Source organism: Pseudomonas sp. 1121_17 (assembly GCF_052850745.1).
In genome coordinates this window covers 161,518-176,724 of record NZ_VXCX01000009.1, presented here as the reverse complement: position 1 = coordinate 176,724, position 15,207 = coordinate 161,518, and the positions used below count along the sequence as shown (strand labels likewise).

Genomic DNA, 15,207 nt, shown 5'->3' with positions numbered 1-15,207 from the left:
AAAGGCGCCCAAAGGGCGCCAAATATCCACCTTTTACCAAAGGAGCACTTAAGCCACTCAAGGTGAATTCGTAATGCACATTTTTCTGAAGAGACCAGTTTACGAATAAACTGATCCCCTTAGAGAATCACAGGATCGAAAGCGGGTACTCAATGATCACACGAGTTTCATCCAGATCCGATTCGAATGCAGTGGCACGCGTGGTGGCCTGGCGCAACCGGAAGGACAGGTCTTTTGCTGGACCAGTTTGCACGACATATTTAACCTCTACGTCACGCTCCCAACGTTTCTGATTGGTGAGCGGATCACCGTTGGCGTCGGTGCGCATGTAGAACTGGTTGGCGTTCGAGTAGTCTGCGCCCGAGCCTCTAGCGTAGCGGGTCATGAACGTCAGACCAGGAATGCCGTAGCTGGTGAAGTTCAGGTCGTAGCGCAGCATCCAGGAACGCTCTTTCGGCGAGTTGAAGTCGCTGTACTGGATAGAGTTGTCGACGAAAATCGAGTCTGACTGACGCAGGTAGTCGAAATCATCGTCGCCGTTGTTGCGTTGGTGCGACAGGGCCAGGGTGTGAGCGCCGTAACGGACCCCGACCTTGGCACTCCAGATATCGTTGTCAAACTCGCCTAGGCGCTGCTTCCCTTCATCCACGGCTTTGTAATAGTTGAAGCCGCCAATCAGCGCAAGGTCGTCATTCAGTGGATAGGCGAAGCTGGTGCCAGCGTAGTACTGGTTCCAGACTTCTTTCAACTGACTGGCGTATACGCTCACGGTCCAGTTATCGTTGATCGCGTAATCACCGCCACCGTAGCCTACCCAAGGCGAGTTAACCGGGCCACCGTAGAAAGTTGCGAAGTTATCATTCAGATTGCTGGAGACCGGCTGGCTCATCGCATGCAGTCGGCCACCCTGCAGGGTGAGGCCCTGGATGCTGGTGTTCTCAACGGTCACACCGCGGAAGCTTTCAGGCAACAGGCGCGAGTCGCCTGATGCAACAACTGGCGTCGACGGGAAAACATCACCCACTTTCACGACCGTATCAAACAAGCGAACTTTAGCCGCCCCGCCAACCTTGGTGTATTCGTCGCGAGCTTCGCCTTTGTTATCAACAGGCATGACGTCGAATGAACTACGACCGCCGTTGCGCCCGTCACCAGTATCGAGCTTAAGCCCTATCATGGCAAAGGCATCAACACCAACGCCGACCGTCCCTTGGGTAAAACCAGAGTTGAATTTGGTGATGATCCCGTGCGCCCAGGCCTCGGAGTAGCCATTGGTGTTGCCCTTGCCGCTGTTGTAAGTGGGAGCTGAGCTGTCGCGGTTATCACGATTGAAATAGAAGTTGCGGTTGAGCACTGTAAGGCTGCTACCTTCGATGAAACCTTCGGGCTTATCTTCAGCTTGAGCAGTAACTGCATAGCTTCCAGACAGCGCCGAAACTGCCGCCAAATACAGTGGTACTTTGATTTTCATCCGATGCTCCTTTGATTTACGGCAGTTTTTATTATGTTTCCGGCGCGGGTGTCGTTATAAGTTCTGAGCCGGCGGCGCGCCTCGCGTAGCGCCGAGCTCATATTTGCAGGCGGAAGATAACGGGATGGTGATAGGAAAATTACAATTTCGTCATCTGGTCGTTATTTTGGTCATTGACGCCGCATGCTAGCCATCTCTCGCGTTCGCAATGAAATTCGGTGGTTCGACTGTGTCATCAGCGTTTTCGGGCATTACAAGCTTTTCTTACGAAATTGTAATTTTCTAGCCACCCCTCTGATAGCTACCGCTCTTTAGAGTGCCATCACCTAATCCAGTGGGGCTTGGCAGCTATTTCGGCGTTCTGGCCAAGCTAACGAAGTTTGTGCACGAGGACCAAGAAAGTGCTCCGGTATAACCGCAATGTCTTATCCAAGACCTACGTCTCACCGTGGAAAATTGCCGCTCTCTGTGCGGTGATTTCCGGGTTGCTGGCACCCACCGCATTTGCCCAAAGCATCAGCTTGCCCCAAGCGCTGTCGACGGCAATGGATGCCAACCCAGACCTCGCGGCGGCACGTCAGGAAATCGGCATCGCGGACGGTGCGCGCAAGCAAGCCGGGCTGATTCCAAACCCCGAAATCTCGTATGAGATGGAGGACACACGGCGTAACACCAGCACAACGACCGTTACGCTAAGTCAGACCTTGGAGCTCGGTGGTAAGCGGGGAGCCCGCGTAGATGTCGCCACATACGGCCAGAGTGTTGCACAACTGGAACTGGACCGACGCGTGAATGGTCTGCGTGCAGACGTCGTGCAGGCGTTTTACGCTGCATTACGAGCCCAAACCGGACTCGACCTCGCTAAACAATCCCTTGAACTTACTGAGCGCGGCCTTCGCATTGTCGATGGTCGAGTTCGCGCAGGTAAATCTTCACCTGTGGAGGCTACCCGCGCCCAGGTTCAACTGGCTGAAGCCCGGTTGCAGGTCCGTCGCGCCGAAACGGAAAAAGCGAATGCTTACCAGCAACTCGCCCAAGTCACGGGGAGTTCTGTGACCATATTCGATCGCCTTGAATCACCAACCTTGTCTCCTGGCTTGCCGCCGCGCACTGAAGAGTTGCTGGCAAAGCTCGATCAGACTCCGGAAATGCGGCAGGCAGTGGTGGAGATTGATAAGAGCGATGCCTCGCTTGGCGCAGAAAAAGCTCAGCGTATTCCAAACCTCACGGTAAGCGTGGGTAGCCAGTACGACCGCTCGGTGCGCGAGCGAGTCAATGTCGTTGGTCTGTCCATGCCTTTGCCGCTGTTTGATCGTAACCAAGGCAACATTCTTTCCGCTTCTCGACGTGCCGATCAGGCCCGCGACCTGCGTAACGCTGTCGAGTTGAGATTGCGCGCCCAAACCCAAACCGCGCTGAACCAGTGGTCCACCGCCATGCAAGAAGTTGAGTCCTACGACAAGACCATTCTGCCCTCAGCCCAGCAGGCCGTGGATACCGCAACCCGCGGATTCGAGATGGGGAAATTCGGCTTTATCGAAGTACTGGACGCCCAGCGCACCTTGATCCTTGCTCGTGGCCAGTATCTCGACTCGCTGGCAGCGGCGACCAATGCGCGTGCGCAAGTAGAAAGGGTTTATGGCGAAGTAGGCTCGACCGCCGGCGCACGCTGAACGGGGCATACATTTTTCTCGGCACTCGGCGTTTAAACCTGCCGGTGCCTACGATCAGCAGGAGTAGCAATGGAAAACAAACGCAAGATCGCCCTCGCGGTAGCCGCTGTGGCAATCCTTGGATTTGGCAGCCTCGCCTGGAACAGCAGTTCCGATCAACAAGCGGCGACTAACGCAGAACATGGTGCTGACGATGGTCATGGCCATGACAAGAAGGCCGGATCAGCTAACAAAGAGAACAGTGAAGCGGAGCATAGTGAAGATGGGCACGGTGAAGAAGGTCATGGCGAGGAGGGCCACAGTGAAGAGGGCGGTGAGGAAGAAGGTAAGCTAACCCTTAGTGCTGAACAGATCAAAGCAGCTGGCGTGACTCTGGAATCGGCAGCGCCTCGTGATTTGGGAACCGTCGTGAGCTTCCCGGGTGAGATTCGTTTTGACGAGGACCGCACTGCGCACGTTGTTCCTCGCGTTCCAGGCGTTGTCGAAACAGTCCAGGCGAATTTGGGTGAGTCCGTCAAGAAGGGTCAAGTCCTTGCGGTGATTGCCAGCCAGCAGATCTCTGACCTGCGCAGCGAGCAACAAGCCGCTCAGCGTCGTGTCGAACTTGCGCGCGTGACTTTTAGCCGAGAGAAGCAGCTCTGGCAGGACAAGATTTCTGCGGAGCAGGACTACCTCCAGGCTCGCCAGGCGCTGCAGGAAGCCGAAATCTCTCTGGCCAACGCCAAGCAAAAAGTCAGCGCGATCGGTGCCTCGGTCAATTCGGTAGGCGGTAACCGTTACGAACTCAGGGCTCCCTTTGACGCCGTAGTGGTGGAGAAACACTTGACCGTCGGGGAAGTCGTCAGCGAGGCGACTAACGCCTTTATTCTGTCCGACCTTAACCAAGTTTGGGCCACTTTCGCTGTACCGCCTACCGATTTGGCCAAGGTCACTACCGGCCGCGCCGTGAAGGTTTCCTCACCTGACATGAACGTGGAGGTCGAGGGCAAGGTGGGTTATGTCGGCAGCCTGTTGGGCGAGCAAAACCGAGCAGCGACCGTCCGCGTTACGTTGACCAATCCCAACGGGGCCTGGCGTCCTGGTCTTTTCGTGAACATCGCAGTCACGTCCCAGACTGATCGCGTGGCGGTGGCTGTCCCGGAACACGCCGTGCAGACCGTTGAGGACAAACCATCGGTCTTCGTACGCACCGCCGAGGGCTTCGACACCCGCCCAGTAAAGCTGGGCCGCCGTGACAGTGGGTACGTGGAAATCACGGACGGCATCGAAGCGGGCGCTCAAGTGGCTACCAATGGCAGCTTCACACTCAAGTCTGAGCTCGGCAAAGCCTCTGCCGAGCACAGTCACTGATGCGAACTGACAGGATGATTTCTTATGTTTGAACGTATCATCAGATTTGCCATTGAACAGCGGATCGTTGTAATGATCGCTGTCCTGATCATGGCCGGTATCGGCATCTACAGCTACCAAAAGCTGCCGATCGATGCCGTTCCTGACATTACCAACGTCCAGGTGCAGATCAACACTGCAGCGCCTGGCTATTCCCCATTGGAAACCGAGCAACGGATCACGTTTCCAGTTGAAACGGCCATGGCTGGTCTTCCAGGTCTTCAGCAGACCCGTTCGCTGTCTCGCTCGGGCCTGTCTCAGGTGACCGTGATTTTCAAGGACGGCACCGACATCTTCTTTGCCCGCCAGCTGATCAATGAGCGGCTACAGGTTGCAAAGGAACAGCTGCCAGAGGGCGTAGATGCCGTCATGGGCCCGGTCTCAACCGGCCTCGGCGAAATTTTCCTGTGGACCGTTGAAGCCGAAGAGGGCGCGGTCAAAGAAGACGGTACGCCCTACACGCCCACCGACCTGCGGGTAATCCAGGACTGGATCATCAAGCCTCAGCTGCGCAACGTACCTGGCGTGGCAGAGATCAATACCATCGGTGGCTTTGCCAAGCAGTTCCTGGTTGCGCCGGATCCGAAGCGCCTGGCTACCTACAAGTTGACCCTGAATGATCTGGTAGCCGCGTTGGAAAGCAACAACGCCAACGTAGGCGCCGGTTACATCGAGCGTAATGGTGAGCAGTTGCTCATTCGTGCACCGGGCCAAGTCGGCAACATCGAAGACATCGCCAACATCGTAATCACCAGTGTGGATGGTGCACCGATTCGCATCAGCAACGTCGCCGACGTCAGCATCGGTAAGGAGCTTCGTACTGGTGCTGCCACTGAGAATGGCCGCGAGGTCGTGCTCGGTACAGTATTCATGCTGATCGGTGAGAACAGCCGCACTGTGTCCCAAGCTGTCGCAGCGAAGCTTGCGGACATCAACCGTACTCTGCCAAAGGGCGTGGTTGCGGTCACCGTTTACGATCGTACCAACTTGGTTGAAAAAGCCATTGCGACGGTGAAGAAGAACTTGGTTGAAGGTGCGATCCTGGTTATCGCCATTCTGTTCCTGTTCCTCGGCAACATCCGTGCAGCGTTGATCACCGCGATGGTGATCCCGCTGTCCATGCTGTTCACCTTCACAGGGATGTTCAATAACAAGGTCAGTGCCAACCTAATGAGTTTGGGCGCACTCGACTTCGGCATCATCGTCGACGGGGCCGTGGTCATCGTGGAGAACGCGATCCGTCGATTAGCACATGCGCAGCACAAACATGGCCGTATGCTCACCAAAACCGAACGCTTCCATGAGGTCTTTGCTGCTGCCCGCGAAGCGCGTCGGCCACTGATCTTCGGGCAACTGATCATTATGGTGGTGTACCTGCCTATCTTCGCCCTCACCGGCGTGGAGGGCAAAATGTTCCACCCCATGGCATTCACCGTTGTGATGGCGCTATTGGGTGCAATGATCCTCTCCGTTACCTTCGTGCCGGCAGCGATCGCCATGTTCGTCACTGGCAAGGTCAAGGAGGAAGAGGGCGTTGTTATGCGCACTGCGCGGCTGCGTTATGAGCCTGTGCTGCAGTGGGTGCTTGGGCATCGGAATATCGCTTTCTCCGCAGCAGTAGCACTGGTCGTTCTCAGCGGTGTACTTGCCAGTCGCATGGGGAGCGAGTTCATCCCAAGTCTCAGTGAGGGGGACTTCGCTCTTCAAGCCTTGCGCGTACCTGGTACTAGCCTCAGCCAGTCGGTGGACATGCAGGAGCGTTTGGAAAAAGCAGTCATCGAGCAGGTACCGGAAGTTGAGCGTATGTTCGGCCGAACCGGTACGGCTGAAATCGCCTCTGACCCAATGCCACCGAATATCTCCGATGCTTACGTCATGCTCAAACCAAAGGACCAATGGGCCGATCCCGACAAGTCGCGGGAGGAGCTCATTGCCGAGGTTCAAAAGGCGGCAGCCAGTGTCCCGGGCAGTAACTATGAACTCTCCCAGCCTATCCAGCTTCGTTTCAACGAACTGATCTCCGGGGTGCGCAGCGATGTTGCGGTGAAGGTTTATGGTGACGACATGGATGTGCTCAACAGCACGGCCAATAAGATCGCCGCAGCGCTCAAAGCGGTACCAGGCTCCTCGGAGGTCAAGGTTGAGCAGACCACAGGTCTGCCAGTGCTGACCATTAACATCGACCGGGAAAAAGCAGCACGCTACGGCCTGAACATTGCGGACGTGCAGAATTCGATCGCGATTGCTGTGGGTGGTCGTACAGCGGGAACGTTGTACGAGGGTGATCGCCGATTCGACATGGTGGTGCGCCTGCCTGAGGCTGTACGCACCGACGTCGCGGGTATGTCTAGTTTGCTGATTCCTGTGCCTGCCAATGCGGCTCAGGGCGCTAATCAGATCGGTTTCATTCCACTTTCGCAGGTCGCTAAGCTGGACTTGCAGTTGGGCCCGAACCAGATCAGCCGCGAGAACGGTAAGCGCTTGGTTATTGTAAGCGCCAACGTCCGGGGCCGTGACCTTGGGTCGTTCGTTGATGAGGCGGCATCTACCTTGTCAACGAAGGTGGAAATTCCAGCAGGCTACTGGACCAGTTGGGGCGGCCAGTTCGAGCAGCTGCAGTCGGCAGCCAAGCGCCTGCAGATTGTGGTTCCGGTAGCCTTACTGCTGGTAATGACCTTGCTGTTCTTGATGTTCAACAACCTGAAGGACGGCATGCTGGTCTTCACCGGTATTCCATTCGCTCTCACTGGCGGGGTCGTGGCCCTTTGGCTGCGTGATATCCCGCTCTCGATCTCGGCAGGGGTAGGCTTCATCGCACTCTCCGGCGTCGCGGTACTGAACGGCCTGGTGATGATTGCCTTCATTCGCGGATTGCGAGAAGAGGGACGAACGCTCAGGCAGGCAGTCGATGAAGGCGCACTCACCCGACTGCGACCAGTGTTGATGACAGCCTTGGTGGCGTCCCTGGGCTTCATCCCAATGGCCTTGGCCACCGGTACCGGTGCGGAGGTTCAACGGCCTCTGGCTACAGTGGTAATTGGTGGGATCCTTTCCTCCACCGCGCTGACTTTGCTGGTCCTGCCGGCCCTGTATCATTGGGCACATCGCAAGGATGAAGACGGCGACGAGGCAGAAGCCGTAAGCTGATCCCCCCAGATACAAAAACCCACAACACGCGTTGTGGGTTTTTTGTTTTATATGAAATAGATGCACTTACCTTTCAAAATTGTAAGTTTCTCGTCATGCCGGTGATGCCTCTGCGTTGCTAAAGTTACGCCCGAGATGATTTGAATTTGAGAGGTTCCTATGAAAAAGCTAATTGTTGCTGCTGCACTTGTTATGTTCTCGATGGCTTCGCAGGCTTATACTTACTCTGAAAGCAAGCAGCTGCAATACATCAAGGAGCATCAGACTGCTGTAGCGAACTATGCCGAGAGAAATGGCAAACCGATGCCGGAGATCCAGGACTACAATTACGGCATGAAGATCGATGTTGCGAAATTCGTGCGTCAGTCCCAAGACCCGCGTACCTGCCAAGTTTACCCGCGATTGATGACCTTCGAGGACTCTCAGGGTACGCTTAAGACGGTTCGCTACTCCATGTACTCGCAATGCATCAACAACAAGTAGTAATTGCTGTGAGTAGAATACTTAGAGAATTCATAAATGCCAGGCAGTGCCTGGCATTTTTTATTGAGCTCGATGAACGTCATTTAGGCTAGATGCCTTAATGACTGCCCCTGGGTTAGCTGTGAAATAAATCTCAACTACACAACAGTAATGTCTTTCAACTGCATAGAGCAGTTTATAGTCTTGCCCCCCAGAAGGGACGAGTTATGAAAAGTTCGCTTGAACGCCCAGATGACCAAGCAGAGCATGAAGGGCTGAGCCATGAGCACGACGGCATCTTTGGCATGAACACCGAGCTGGTTTTCGCGCTGATCTGTGGTGCCCTGCTCGGAGCCGGAGCGCTCGCAGGAAAACTAGGGCTGATCGACTGGCTGCCGCTGGTTCTGTACCTGTCTCGGCGTTGCTCCTGTCCGGTCGGATCAATGAGGTTGGCCGAAGGATCACCAGGGCGCCGCCGCGAGCGTTGATACTGCCAATCATCGGCGTCGACATCATCTATGCCGGGGTGTTGATGCAGAGGCCTCAGAACCAGCGAGATGTCGTTCAGGCCTGGTTGAATGTGCTCAATCGGCCCCTCTGATCTACCCTGGTCGCCGCTCGAATTCCTCGGAGTTCTACAGCAGCGGGAAGTCCGAAAACATCCAGTACCCAGCAAAGTGGCCTCGTGACAGCTCATTCTACCTGTCCCGGCGCTTACTCGACAGCAATGCTGAGCTGCCTGCCAACCTGGGCTGTGTCGAGATCACCGAAGCGAACGCCAGTCAGCTGTTGCTGTGCCGTTGGAAAGACGCCAAGCAAGGTACCGAAGGTCTGGTCGGAGACAGTAATGCGGAAACGCCTCGTACAAACGAAGGTAAAATTCCAGACACAAAAAAAACCAGGTTTTACCCTGGCTTTTTTGTCGATTGCTTTCGTCATTTAAAGTCCTATTTAACCGCCGTTTAGTTATCGGCTTGTTCCTTACCATCCTTGCTTTCTTTCTTTTTCTCTTGAGCGACTTGTTGTTTGTTCTGGTCCGAAGAATCGTCGCTCCATAAGCGAGCCTGTTCATTTCGGAAGTTTTCCTGGAACTGTTTCGCTCGCTCGTAACCACCTTCAGCGTAAGCGGTACCCACGAGACCAAGCAGCAGGCTGCCAATAGCGATAGATTTGACAAATTTCATTGTGTGCCTCGGTTCTTACTAGGCCTGCCTGACTGACGGCCTTTGTTGGTTTGTAGTTTAGGAACGCGAAGCTAACGACAAGGTGAGTCAATAATTACAATTCCGTAATTTGGGCGGCTGGCGGGATGCGCCAAATCTGCAAATCTGGAAGGATCATGTCTACCTCGCTTGTGCCGAGGGTGACTTCAAACTGCTTCTTAAATTACATATTTGACATCTAACAAAATAAATCAGTGCGGCGTTACCGGCCGCCCTAGGAGATAGCCATGAATGACATAGAGTCTTGGGCTGTTGCCATCGGTGACTTCCGTCGAAGCACTGAAAAACTCACAGTTCAGCTCGATGAGCTGGCCTCCCAGACCAGGGCCTGCAACGCCGTTCTGGAAAAGTCGAACGAGCTGGTGGAGGAGGTTGACCTTGTCAGTCGGCAGATTCAGGAGGAGGTACGAAAGGCTGAGAAAGCCTGGTCCAATGCCGAAGAGGTCGCCATACGCGCTGCGGCAGAGGCATATTCCGCTGCCGCTCGTGGAGTCGAGACCGCCATCCAACCGCTGATTTCGGAGCTCACTGCCGCGACAAAATCAGCGAATGCCTCGATCCTGGAGCTAAAGCAAGCACCGGTGCTGGCCAAGCGCTATGTCATGGTGGTGGCGACAGCATTCTTTATCCTGGCACTGCTCTGTGTGTACTCGACCATGCAATTCATTGAGGCCGCCGGCAGTGTGAGCGCCCAGGAAAAAGTGAATGCCCAATACTTCTCCCACCTGTGGAGAAACGCCAACCCAGAAGAGCAAAAGATCATAAAGTCGGTAATTCTGCGGTCACCTATGGACCCTGTGGTGCTTAGGCACTGAGGCATTGCATAGACAAAAGGCCCGTCGATTGACGGGCCTTTTCAAGTGGGCGCGCTTCAAGCAGCGGTCTTTGCCGGCTGCTTTAGCTGGGCTTCGGGAAAGTGAAGGTGGAACCAGGTGAAATTTTCCTCGGTCACTTCCACGCTCGCCGAGCCTTGATGCAGGCTCATGATCGACTGCACGATGGCAAGGCCAAGACCGGTCCCCCCTTCGCTTCGTGCTCGGCTCTTATCTACGCGGTAGAACCGTTCAAACAAATGCGCATGGTGTTCCTTGGCGATCCCGCGGCCCGGGTTGCCGACGCTCAAGGTCGTGCCGCTACCACCGCGTTGCACTTTCACGTAGACCGTGCGACCGCGAGGGCAGTAGCGAATCGCATTTGACACCAGATTCGAGACGGCTCGTTGAATCATCAGGCGGTTACCGCGCACCACGTCATCACTGCCAGAGATCTGCAGCTGGATCTCGCCATCCTCTGCCGAAATGCTGAAGAGATCACACACCCGCTGAACTTCATCGACCAGGGACACAGGTTCGAACTCCACCATGGATGCTGGATGACTGACCTGAGCGAGGAACAGCATGTCGGAAACCATGCGGCTCATGCGGTCCAGCTCTTCTGTGCACGACTCCAGCACTTCCCTGTACTCGGGAAGCGATCGCTCTCTGGTCAGTGCAACTTGGGCTTTACCCATCAGGTTGGATAGCGGCGCTCGCAGTTCGTGAGCAAGATCGTCAGAAAACTGCGAGAGCTGCTGAACCCCGTCATCCAGGCGAGCCAGCATGATGTTGATACCGTCGGCGAGCTCTTTGAGTTCTGCTGGCATTCCATTAGTCGGCAGACGATGGTCGAGGCTCTCGGTGGAGATCTTCGAGGCGACTTTCAGGAACTTGGTCAGAGGCAGCAGACCTCTGCGTACGGTCCACCAGCCGATTGCGAGGATCAGCGCGATGATGAGCGGGGAAATCATCAGGGCCCAGGTGAGCAATGCATCAAGCAGCGCTTCATTGGACGACTGGTCCATAGTCATGTACACGCTGACTTCGGTTCCGTCGCCCAAATTCATGGTGCGAGAAGCTGTCAGCAAGGGGCGGTCCTGGGTGTCGCGCCACTCATGTTCCTTCGGCTGTGCGGATGGTTGAAACTTGTGCACCTCCACGTTGACCTGCTTCGAGCCAATCGAGAGCAGGGGCGTTTCACTCTGCGCCGACTCGAAAATGCTGACGTACAGGTTGTTGTGGCCCATCACCAGATCCACAAGCTGATGTGCGTCTGCGTTGACTCCTGAGATGTCGGAAATCATGGACAGGTTGTGAGCCATGCCCGCCATCTTCACTTCCAGGTCACTGCGGGCATTTCGCTCTAGCGCCTGACCCACCATCAGATACCCGAAGGTGGCGAACAGAAGCAGCAACGCTGCGCTCATCAACCCCACCTTTAATCCCAGCTTTGCAGCCAGGCTGAATGGCCTCATGCGCGTTCCTCAAAAACGTACCCTACGCCACGAAGCGTGTGAATGAGCTTGGTTTCAAACGGGTCATCGATCTTTGAGCGAAGGCGCCGGATAGCGACATCGATGACGTTGGTATCGCAGTCAAAATTCATGTCCCAGACCAACGAAATGATCTGAGAACGAGTCAGCGCTTCGCCCGTCCTGCTCATAAGCAGGTGCAGGAGCGTAAATTCCTTTGTGGTGAGATCGATGCGTGTGCCAGCGCGGAAAACCCGATGGCGCACTGAGTCGAGTTCCAAGTCGGCAATTTTCAGCGAACTCTTCTCGACTAATTCATCACCACGCCGCTGCAGCGAACGGATTCGAGCGAGCAGCTCCGGGAATTCGAAGGGTTTGACAAGGTAATCGTCGGCTCCGCCATCCAAGCCTTTGAGCTTGTCGTTGATGCGACCACGAGCGGTCAGCATGATGATGCGGACCCGGCTGGTTTTCCTGATGGTTTCCAAAAGGTCCCAACCGTCGATGCCAGGAAGGTTTACGTCCAGCAGAACCAACGAATAGACGTTAGTATTGAACAAGTGCAGGGCGTCAACACCATTGTGCACGATATCTACGACATACCCGCTTTCGGATAGGCCCTGCTGAAGATATTCGGCAGTTTTAATTTCGTCTTCCACAACTAGAACGCGCATAACTTATCTCAAGGTGTGAGGAAGGAATTGGCCTAATCCGCCAAGACTGTGGTTGCAGGCAGTTTGAAGGTTCGGCTGAGTGCATGACATCTGGTAGTCGCTACCTCTGTCCATACGCCGGGGTCACCTGAGGACGCTTGAATCTTAACGCGAAGACGCTGGCCGCGGCGAAATCCTACAAATTTGTAATGTAGCCGCAAGATTGCTGACAGTCATGACGGCTTTCCCTACTGAGCTTAGCGGATTCTGTGGCTTGCAGCGGTTATCAGTCCTCAGGACTGACAGGAGGATTCGGCCGAGAGGGGTGGCGTTTCTGCCAAGCTGCTCAGCATTTATGGCGTTCAATCCTACAAGCTCAAGCTCCGAGTGGTAGCAAGCCACCGATCGTTCGCCCCTTTGATAACGGGCTTAAACCGGCCAGCATGCATGGCTTTTCATCTTAATTGGGCAAGAATAATTACTTTACAATCTATTACATGTCCAAATTGTAATTTCACAATCATCTTGTCGTTAGCCGCTTTTGCTAGTTTAAGAACAGCACACAGGCAGCGCTGCTTTGGGCCAGTCTCATCTGAAGCAGCATGGCGGGAGTAACGATACCCTGCTCACGCCAATGCATTCACCTTGGAACCATACGCTCCTTTGGTAAGGTGAATTTTAGCGCCCCGCCATGGGCGCTTTTTTATTAATGGACTTCTCATGAAAACAACTATATCGGCTATTGCCGCGTTCATGCTTTTCTCTGCACTGTCGACAAATGCCCAAAGTAGCGTTCAGATCAACGACGGTCTTGAGCAGTCTGCCAGGAAGGCTACAGAACGCTATGCACAGAGCGTGAAGAAACCCATGCCCGAGCTTGAAGATTACGCATACGGTATGGATTTGGACGTTGGCAAGTTGGTGTACGTCTCGCCTAGCGTGCGGTACTGCGGGAATGTGAGAAGCATGATGACTTACGAGGATTCCAAGGGCGAACTGCACATGGTTCGCTACCTCGTGAAAGGTGAGTGCATCAACAGCCGGTAAGCGGTGACCGAGTGCTTTCCTCTACACCCGACTCAAAGCAACTCGATGCCCAATCGCCTTAGAAGTAGGGCAAATCCTCCGAAGCTCGCCATGGTGATGAGGATGCTGGAGATAAGTGTTGGCCAGAATCCCAACTTGGGCAGCAGTGCCGGAAACGCGATAAACATCGGCAGCGTTGGAATCACATACCAGAACGTGTACCAGGCATGATTGGAAATCTTCTCCATGCTCTGGTTCTCCAAGTAGAGCCAGATGAGCGTCAAGACGGTGACCAATGGCAGGGCGGCAACCAAGCCGCCCAGCTTGTCACTGCGCTTTGCCAGCTCAGACACGATAATCACTATCGCGGCAGTGACCAGGTACTTCGTAATGATCCAAGCCATCGCTGAACCTACTTGAGCTAGTGGAGTGGATCTCCTGGGATCATTCGCCAGGCACTCACGACGTGCTTCTGCTGTCGCCTATCCATCCTTACCTTTCCTCGACAACACCCCCCCGACGTTGGCGGCGGTGTGTTGATCAGGTGTCTACCGGCCGATCAATGCGACGGCGACGGAACGTTCTCGTGGAAAGCTGCGCGCTCGATCTGAATGGTGCAGTGATGGATTTCGAACGCGTCGCTGACTGCATCCACGACGGCCGCTAGCACAGCATCTCCATCTGCTGCGTCTCGGACGACCACGTGCGACGTCATCACGTTGCTTCCGCTGCTGACGGCCCAAACGTGCAAGTCATGGACATCCGTGACGCCGTCGACCTTGAGGATCGTGGCCTCGATTGCCGCCACGTTGAGCCCCCGGGGTACACCTTCCATAAGAATCCCCAGGCTCTCTCGAAGCAATTGCCAAGTCCGCGGCAATACCCAAAGGCCGATCGCTACGGCGACAACCGTGTCGACCCAGGTCCAGCCGGTAAAGCGGATAATGAGGGCTGCGATGATCACGCCCAACGATCCGAGCATGTCGCTCCAGACTTCGAGGTAGGCGCCTTTGACGTTGAGGCTCTCGTTGCTGGCAGATGCCAGCAGTCGCATTGAAATCAGGTTGATGATCAGGCCGACAATTGCGATCCACATCATCGCCCCGGTGGCGATCTCCGCCGGCATGAAGAAGCGCTGGTAGGCCTCGTACAAGATGTACATCGCCACCAGGAAGAGCAGCACGGCGTTGAACGTGGAGGCTAGGATCTCCAACCGCGCATAGCCAAAGGTTCTTTTCTGATCCGCCGGCCGCTTTGCGATCTGAAGCGCAATCAACGAAATTGCCAAAGCGGCGGTGTCGGTGAACATGTGAGACGCATCCGACAGCAACGCCAGGCTGCCGGTAATCCATGCGCCGATCACTTCAGCGATCATGAAGCTACCGGTCAGGACCAATGCCATGACTAGTTTCTTCTGATGCCCCTCACGAAGCGCGGCACTGCCATGATCATGATTCGATCCCACGTATTTCTCCTTGCACAGGGTAGTGGTCGCGTTGGATTTCCAGTGTGGCCATGCGCTAATGGGTGGCTTGGCCGCACTGGCTGCAGAATTTTGCTCCTGCTGTCAGGGATGAGCCGCAGGCCGTGCAACCACTCGATAGTGGTGTTCCGCAGTTTAGACAAAAGCGTGCGGACGGGGCGTTTGCGGTCCGGCAGTGCCTGCAAGTCTGCAGATCTTTGATTGGGGCTTGAGCTATTACGCGACCATCCTCAATCACCCGGTCATTACTGTCGCAGGATTGCTGCTGCTCGAAGCGACCATGCCGGTCATGTCGATCACTCCCGTGCCCACTACCGTGATGCTTGCCACCGCCGTGGTTGCCACGGCCGTGGTGGCCGCCCAATAAATTTTTGAGAAAACTCATGGTATTCG

14 protein-coding genes and 2 pseudogenes are annotated in these 15,207 nt (G+C 55.1%); 9 read left to right on the top strand and 7 right to left on the bottom strand.

The features are described 5' to 3' along the window. Positions 1-127 precede the first annotated feature (127 nt). On the bottom strand, positions 128-1,471 hold the full coding sequence (locus tag FW789_RS17350) for an OprD family porin (protein WP_013974881.1): 1,344 nt from the start codon (positions 1,469-1,471) through the stop codon (positions 128-130). Between the two features lie 401 nt (positions 1,472-1,872). Here FW789_RS17350 and FW789_RS17345 point away from each other — a divergent pair, with 401 nt between their 5' ends. The 6 genes and pseudogenes from FW789_RS17345 to FW789_RS17320 form a co-directional block, all read left to right on the top strand. Beyond that, positions 1,873-3,144, top strand: coding sequence for a TolC family protein (locus tag FW789_RS17345; protein WP_080563836.1), 1,272 nt, complete (start codon positions 1,873-1,875; stop codon positions 3,142-3,144). A gap of 69 nt (positions 3,145-3,213) precedes the next feature. After that, positions 3,214-4,494, top strand: a complete 1,281-nt coding sequence (locus FW789_RS17340) for an efflux RND transporter periplasmic adaptor subunit (protein WP_013974879.1) — start codon at positions 3,214-3,216, stop codon at positions 4,492-4,494. A gap of 24 nt (positions 4,495-4,518) precedes the next feature. Further along, complete coding sequence (locus FW789_RS17335; protein WP_100852539.1) at positions 4,519-7,680, top strand: CusA/CzcA family heavy metal efflux RND transporter; 3,162 nt, start codon at positions 4,519-4,521, stop codon at positions 7,678-7,680. A 159-nt stretch (positions 7,681-7,839) separates the two neighbouring features. Further along, positions 7,840-8,163 carry a DUF2790 domain-containing protein gene (locus tag FW789_RS17330; protein WP_013974877.1) on the top strand — a complete coding sequence of 108 codons (324 nt, stop codon included), beginning with the start codon at positions 7,840-7,842 and terminating at the stop codon, positions 8,161-8,163. Positions 8,164-8,369: 206 nt separating this feature from the next. Further along, a pseudogene (locus FW789_RS17325) lies at positions 8,370-8,558 on the top strand (hypothetical protein); the annotation flags it as partial. Continuing rightward, positions 8,546-9,018, top strand: a pseudogene (locus FW789_RS17320) (phospholipid carrier-dependent glycosyltransferase); the annotation flags it as partial. The pseudogenes FW789_RS17325 and FW789_RS17320, both read left to right, overlap by 13 nt. Positions 9,019-9,104: 86 nt before the next feature. Here the strand turns inward: FW789_RS17320 and FW789_RS17315 are convergent. Beyond that, positions 9,105-9,326: a hypothetical protein gene (locus FW789_RS17315; RefSeq protein WP_100852541.1), complete on the bottom strand. Its 222-nt coding sequence runs from the start codon at positions 9,324-9,326 to the stop codon at positions 9,105-9,107. Between the two features lie 266 nt (positions 9,327-9,592). Here FW789_RS17315 and FW789_RS17310 point away from each other — a divergent pair, with 266 nt between their 5' ends. Next, positions 9,593-10,180, top strand: coding sequence for a hypothetical protein (locus FW789_RS17310; RefSeq protein WP_094010857.1), 588 nt, complete (start codon positions 9,593-9,595; stop codon positions 10,178-10,180). A 56-nt stretch (positions 10,181-10,236) separates the two neighbouring features. Here the strand turns inward: FW789_RS17310 and FW789_RS17305 are convergent, their stop codons facing one another. Together FW789_RS17305 and FW789_RS17300 are read right to left on the bottom strand one after the other, a co-directional pair. Continuing rightward, positions 10,237-11,655 carry a heavy metal sensor histidine kinase gene (locus tag FW789_RS17305; RefSeq protein WP_100852542.1) on the bottom strand — a complete coding sequence of 473 codons (1,419 nt, stop codon included), beginning with the start codon at positions 11,653-11,655 and terminating at the stop codon, positions 10,237-10,239. Next, entirely contained in the window at positions 11,652-12,326 is a 675-nt protein-coding gene (locus tag FW789_RS17300; RefSeq protein ID WP_044047186.1) for a heavy metal response regulator transcription factor, read from the bottom strand. Before FW789_RS17300 ends, FW789_RS17305 begins: the two co-directional genes overlap by 4 nt. A gap of 699 nt (positions 12,327-13,025) precedes the next feature. Between FW789_RS17300 and FW789_RS17295 the strand changes: the two genes are divergently transcribed. Then, positions 13,026-13,352 carry a DUF2790 domain-containing protein gene (locus tag FW789_RS17295; RefSeq protein WP_100852543.1) on the top strand — a complete coding sequence of 109 codons (327 nt, stop codon included), beginning with the start codon at positions 13,026-13,028 and terminating at the stop codon, positions 13,350-13,352. 32 nt (positions 13,353-13,384) lie between these two features. On the opposite strand, the gene FW789_RS17290 is transcribed toward FW789_RS17295, so the two are convergent. The 3 genes from FW789_RS17290 to FW789_RS17280 all read right to left on the bottom strand — a co-directional run bounded on the left by FW789_RS17290 (position 13,385) and on the right by FW789_RS17280 (position 15,052). Further along, positions 13,385-13,735, bottom strand: a complete 351-nt coding sequence (locus FW789_RS17290; protein ID WP_044047185.1) for a DUF3147 family protein — start codon at positions 13,733-13,735, stop codon at positions 13,385-13,387. Between the two features lie 155 nt (positions 13,736-13,890). Continuing rightward, on the bottom strand, positions 13,891-14,796 hold the full coding sequence (locus FW789_RS17285) for a cation diffusion facilitator family transporter (RefSeq protein ID WP_047595902.1): 906 nt from the start codon (positions 14,794-14,796) through the stop codon (positions 13,891-13,893). Positions 14,797-14,851: 55 nt separating this feature from the next. Beyond that, on the bottom strand, positions 14,852-15,052 hold the full coding sequence (locus FW789_RS17280) for a zinc ribbon domain-containing protein (protein ID WP_224459391.1): 201 nt from the start codon (positions 15,050-15,052) through the stop codon (positions 14,852-14,854). On the opposite strand from FW789_RS17280, the gene FW789_RS17275 reads away from it, so the two are divergent. Continuing rightward, the gene (locus FW789_RS17275) at positions 14,990-15,181 is read left to right on the top strand and encodes a hypothetical protein (protein WP_044047183.1); all 192 of its coding nucleotides are present in this window, start codon (positions 14,990-14,992) and stop codon (positions 15,179-15,181) included. The genes FW789_RS17280 and FW789_RS17275 overlap by 63 nt on opposite strands. Positions 15,182-15,207: the final 26 nt, after the last annotated feature.

Excerpts from the sequence above, each read along its gene's own strand:
- FW789_RS17350 (WP_013974881.1), bottom strand. The coding sequence starts at position 1,471 with ATGAAAATCAAAGTACCACTGTATTTGGCGGCAGTTTCGGCGCTGTCT.
- FW789_RS17340 (WP_013974879.1), top strand. The coding sequence starts at position 3,214 with ATGGAAAACAAACGCAAGATCGCCCTCGCGGTAGCCGCTGTGGCAATC.
- FW789_RS17335 (WP_100852539.1), top strand. The coding sequence starts at position 4,519 with ATGTTTGAACGTATCATCAGATTTGCCATTGAACAGCGGATCGTTGTA.
- FW789_RS17330 (WP_013974877.1), top strand. The coding sequence starts at position 7,840 with ATGAAAAAGCTAATTGTTGCTGCTGCACTTGTTATGTTCTCGATGGCT.
- FW789_RS17315 (WP_100852541.1), bottom strand. The coding sequence starts at position 9,326 with ATGAAATTTGTCAAATCTATCGCTATTGGCAGCCTGCTGCTTGGTCTC.
- FW789_RS17310 (WP_094010857.1), top strand. The coding sequence starts at position 9,593 with ATGAATGACATAGAGTCTTGGGCTGTTGCCATCGGTGACTTCCGTCGA.
- FW789_RS17305 (WP_100852542.1), bottom strand. The coding sequence starts at position 11,655 with ATGAGGCCATTCAGCCTGGCTGCAAAGCTGGGATTAAAGGTGGGGTTG.
- FW789_RS17300 (WP_044047186.1), bottom strand. The coding sequence starts at position 12,326 with ATGCGCGTTCTAGTTGTGGAAGACGAAATTAAAACTGCCGAATATCTT.
- FW789_RS17295 (WP_100852543.1), top strand. The coding sequence starts at position 13,026 with ATGAAAACAACTATATCGGCTATTGCCGCGTTCATGCTTTTCTCTGCA.
- FW789_RS17290 (WP_044047185.1), bottom strand. The coding sequence starts at position 13,735 with ATGGCTTGGATCATTACGAAGTACCTGGTCACTGCCGCGATAGTGATT.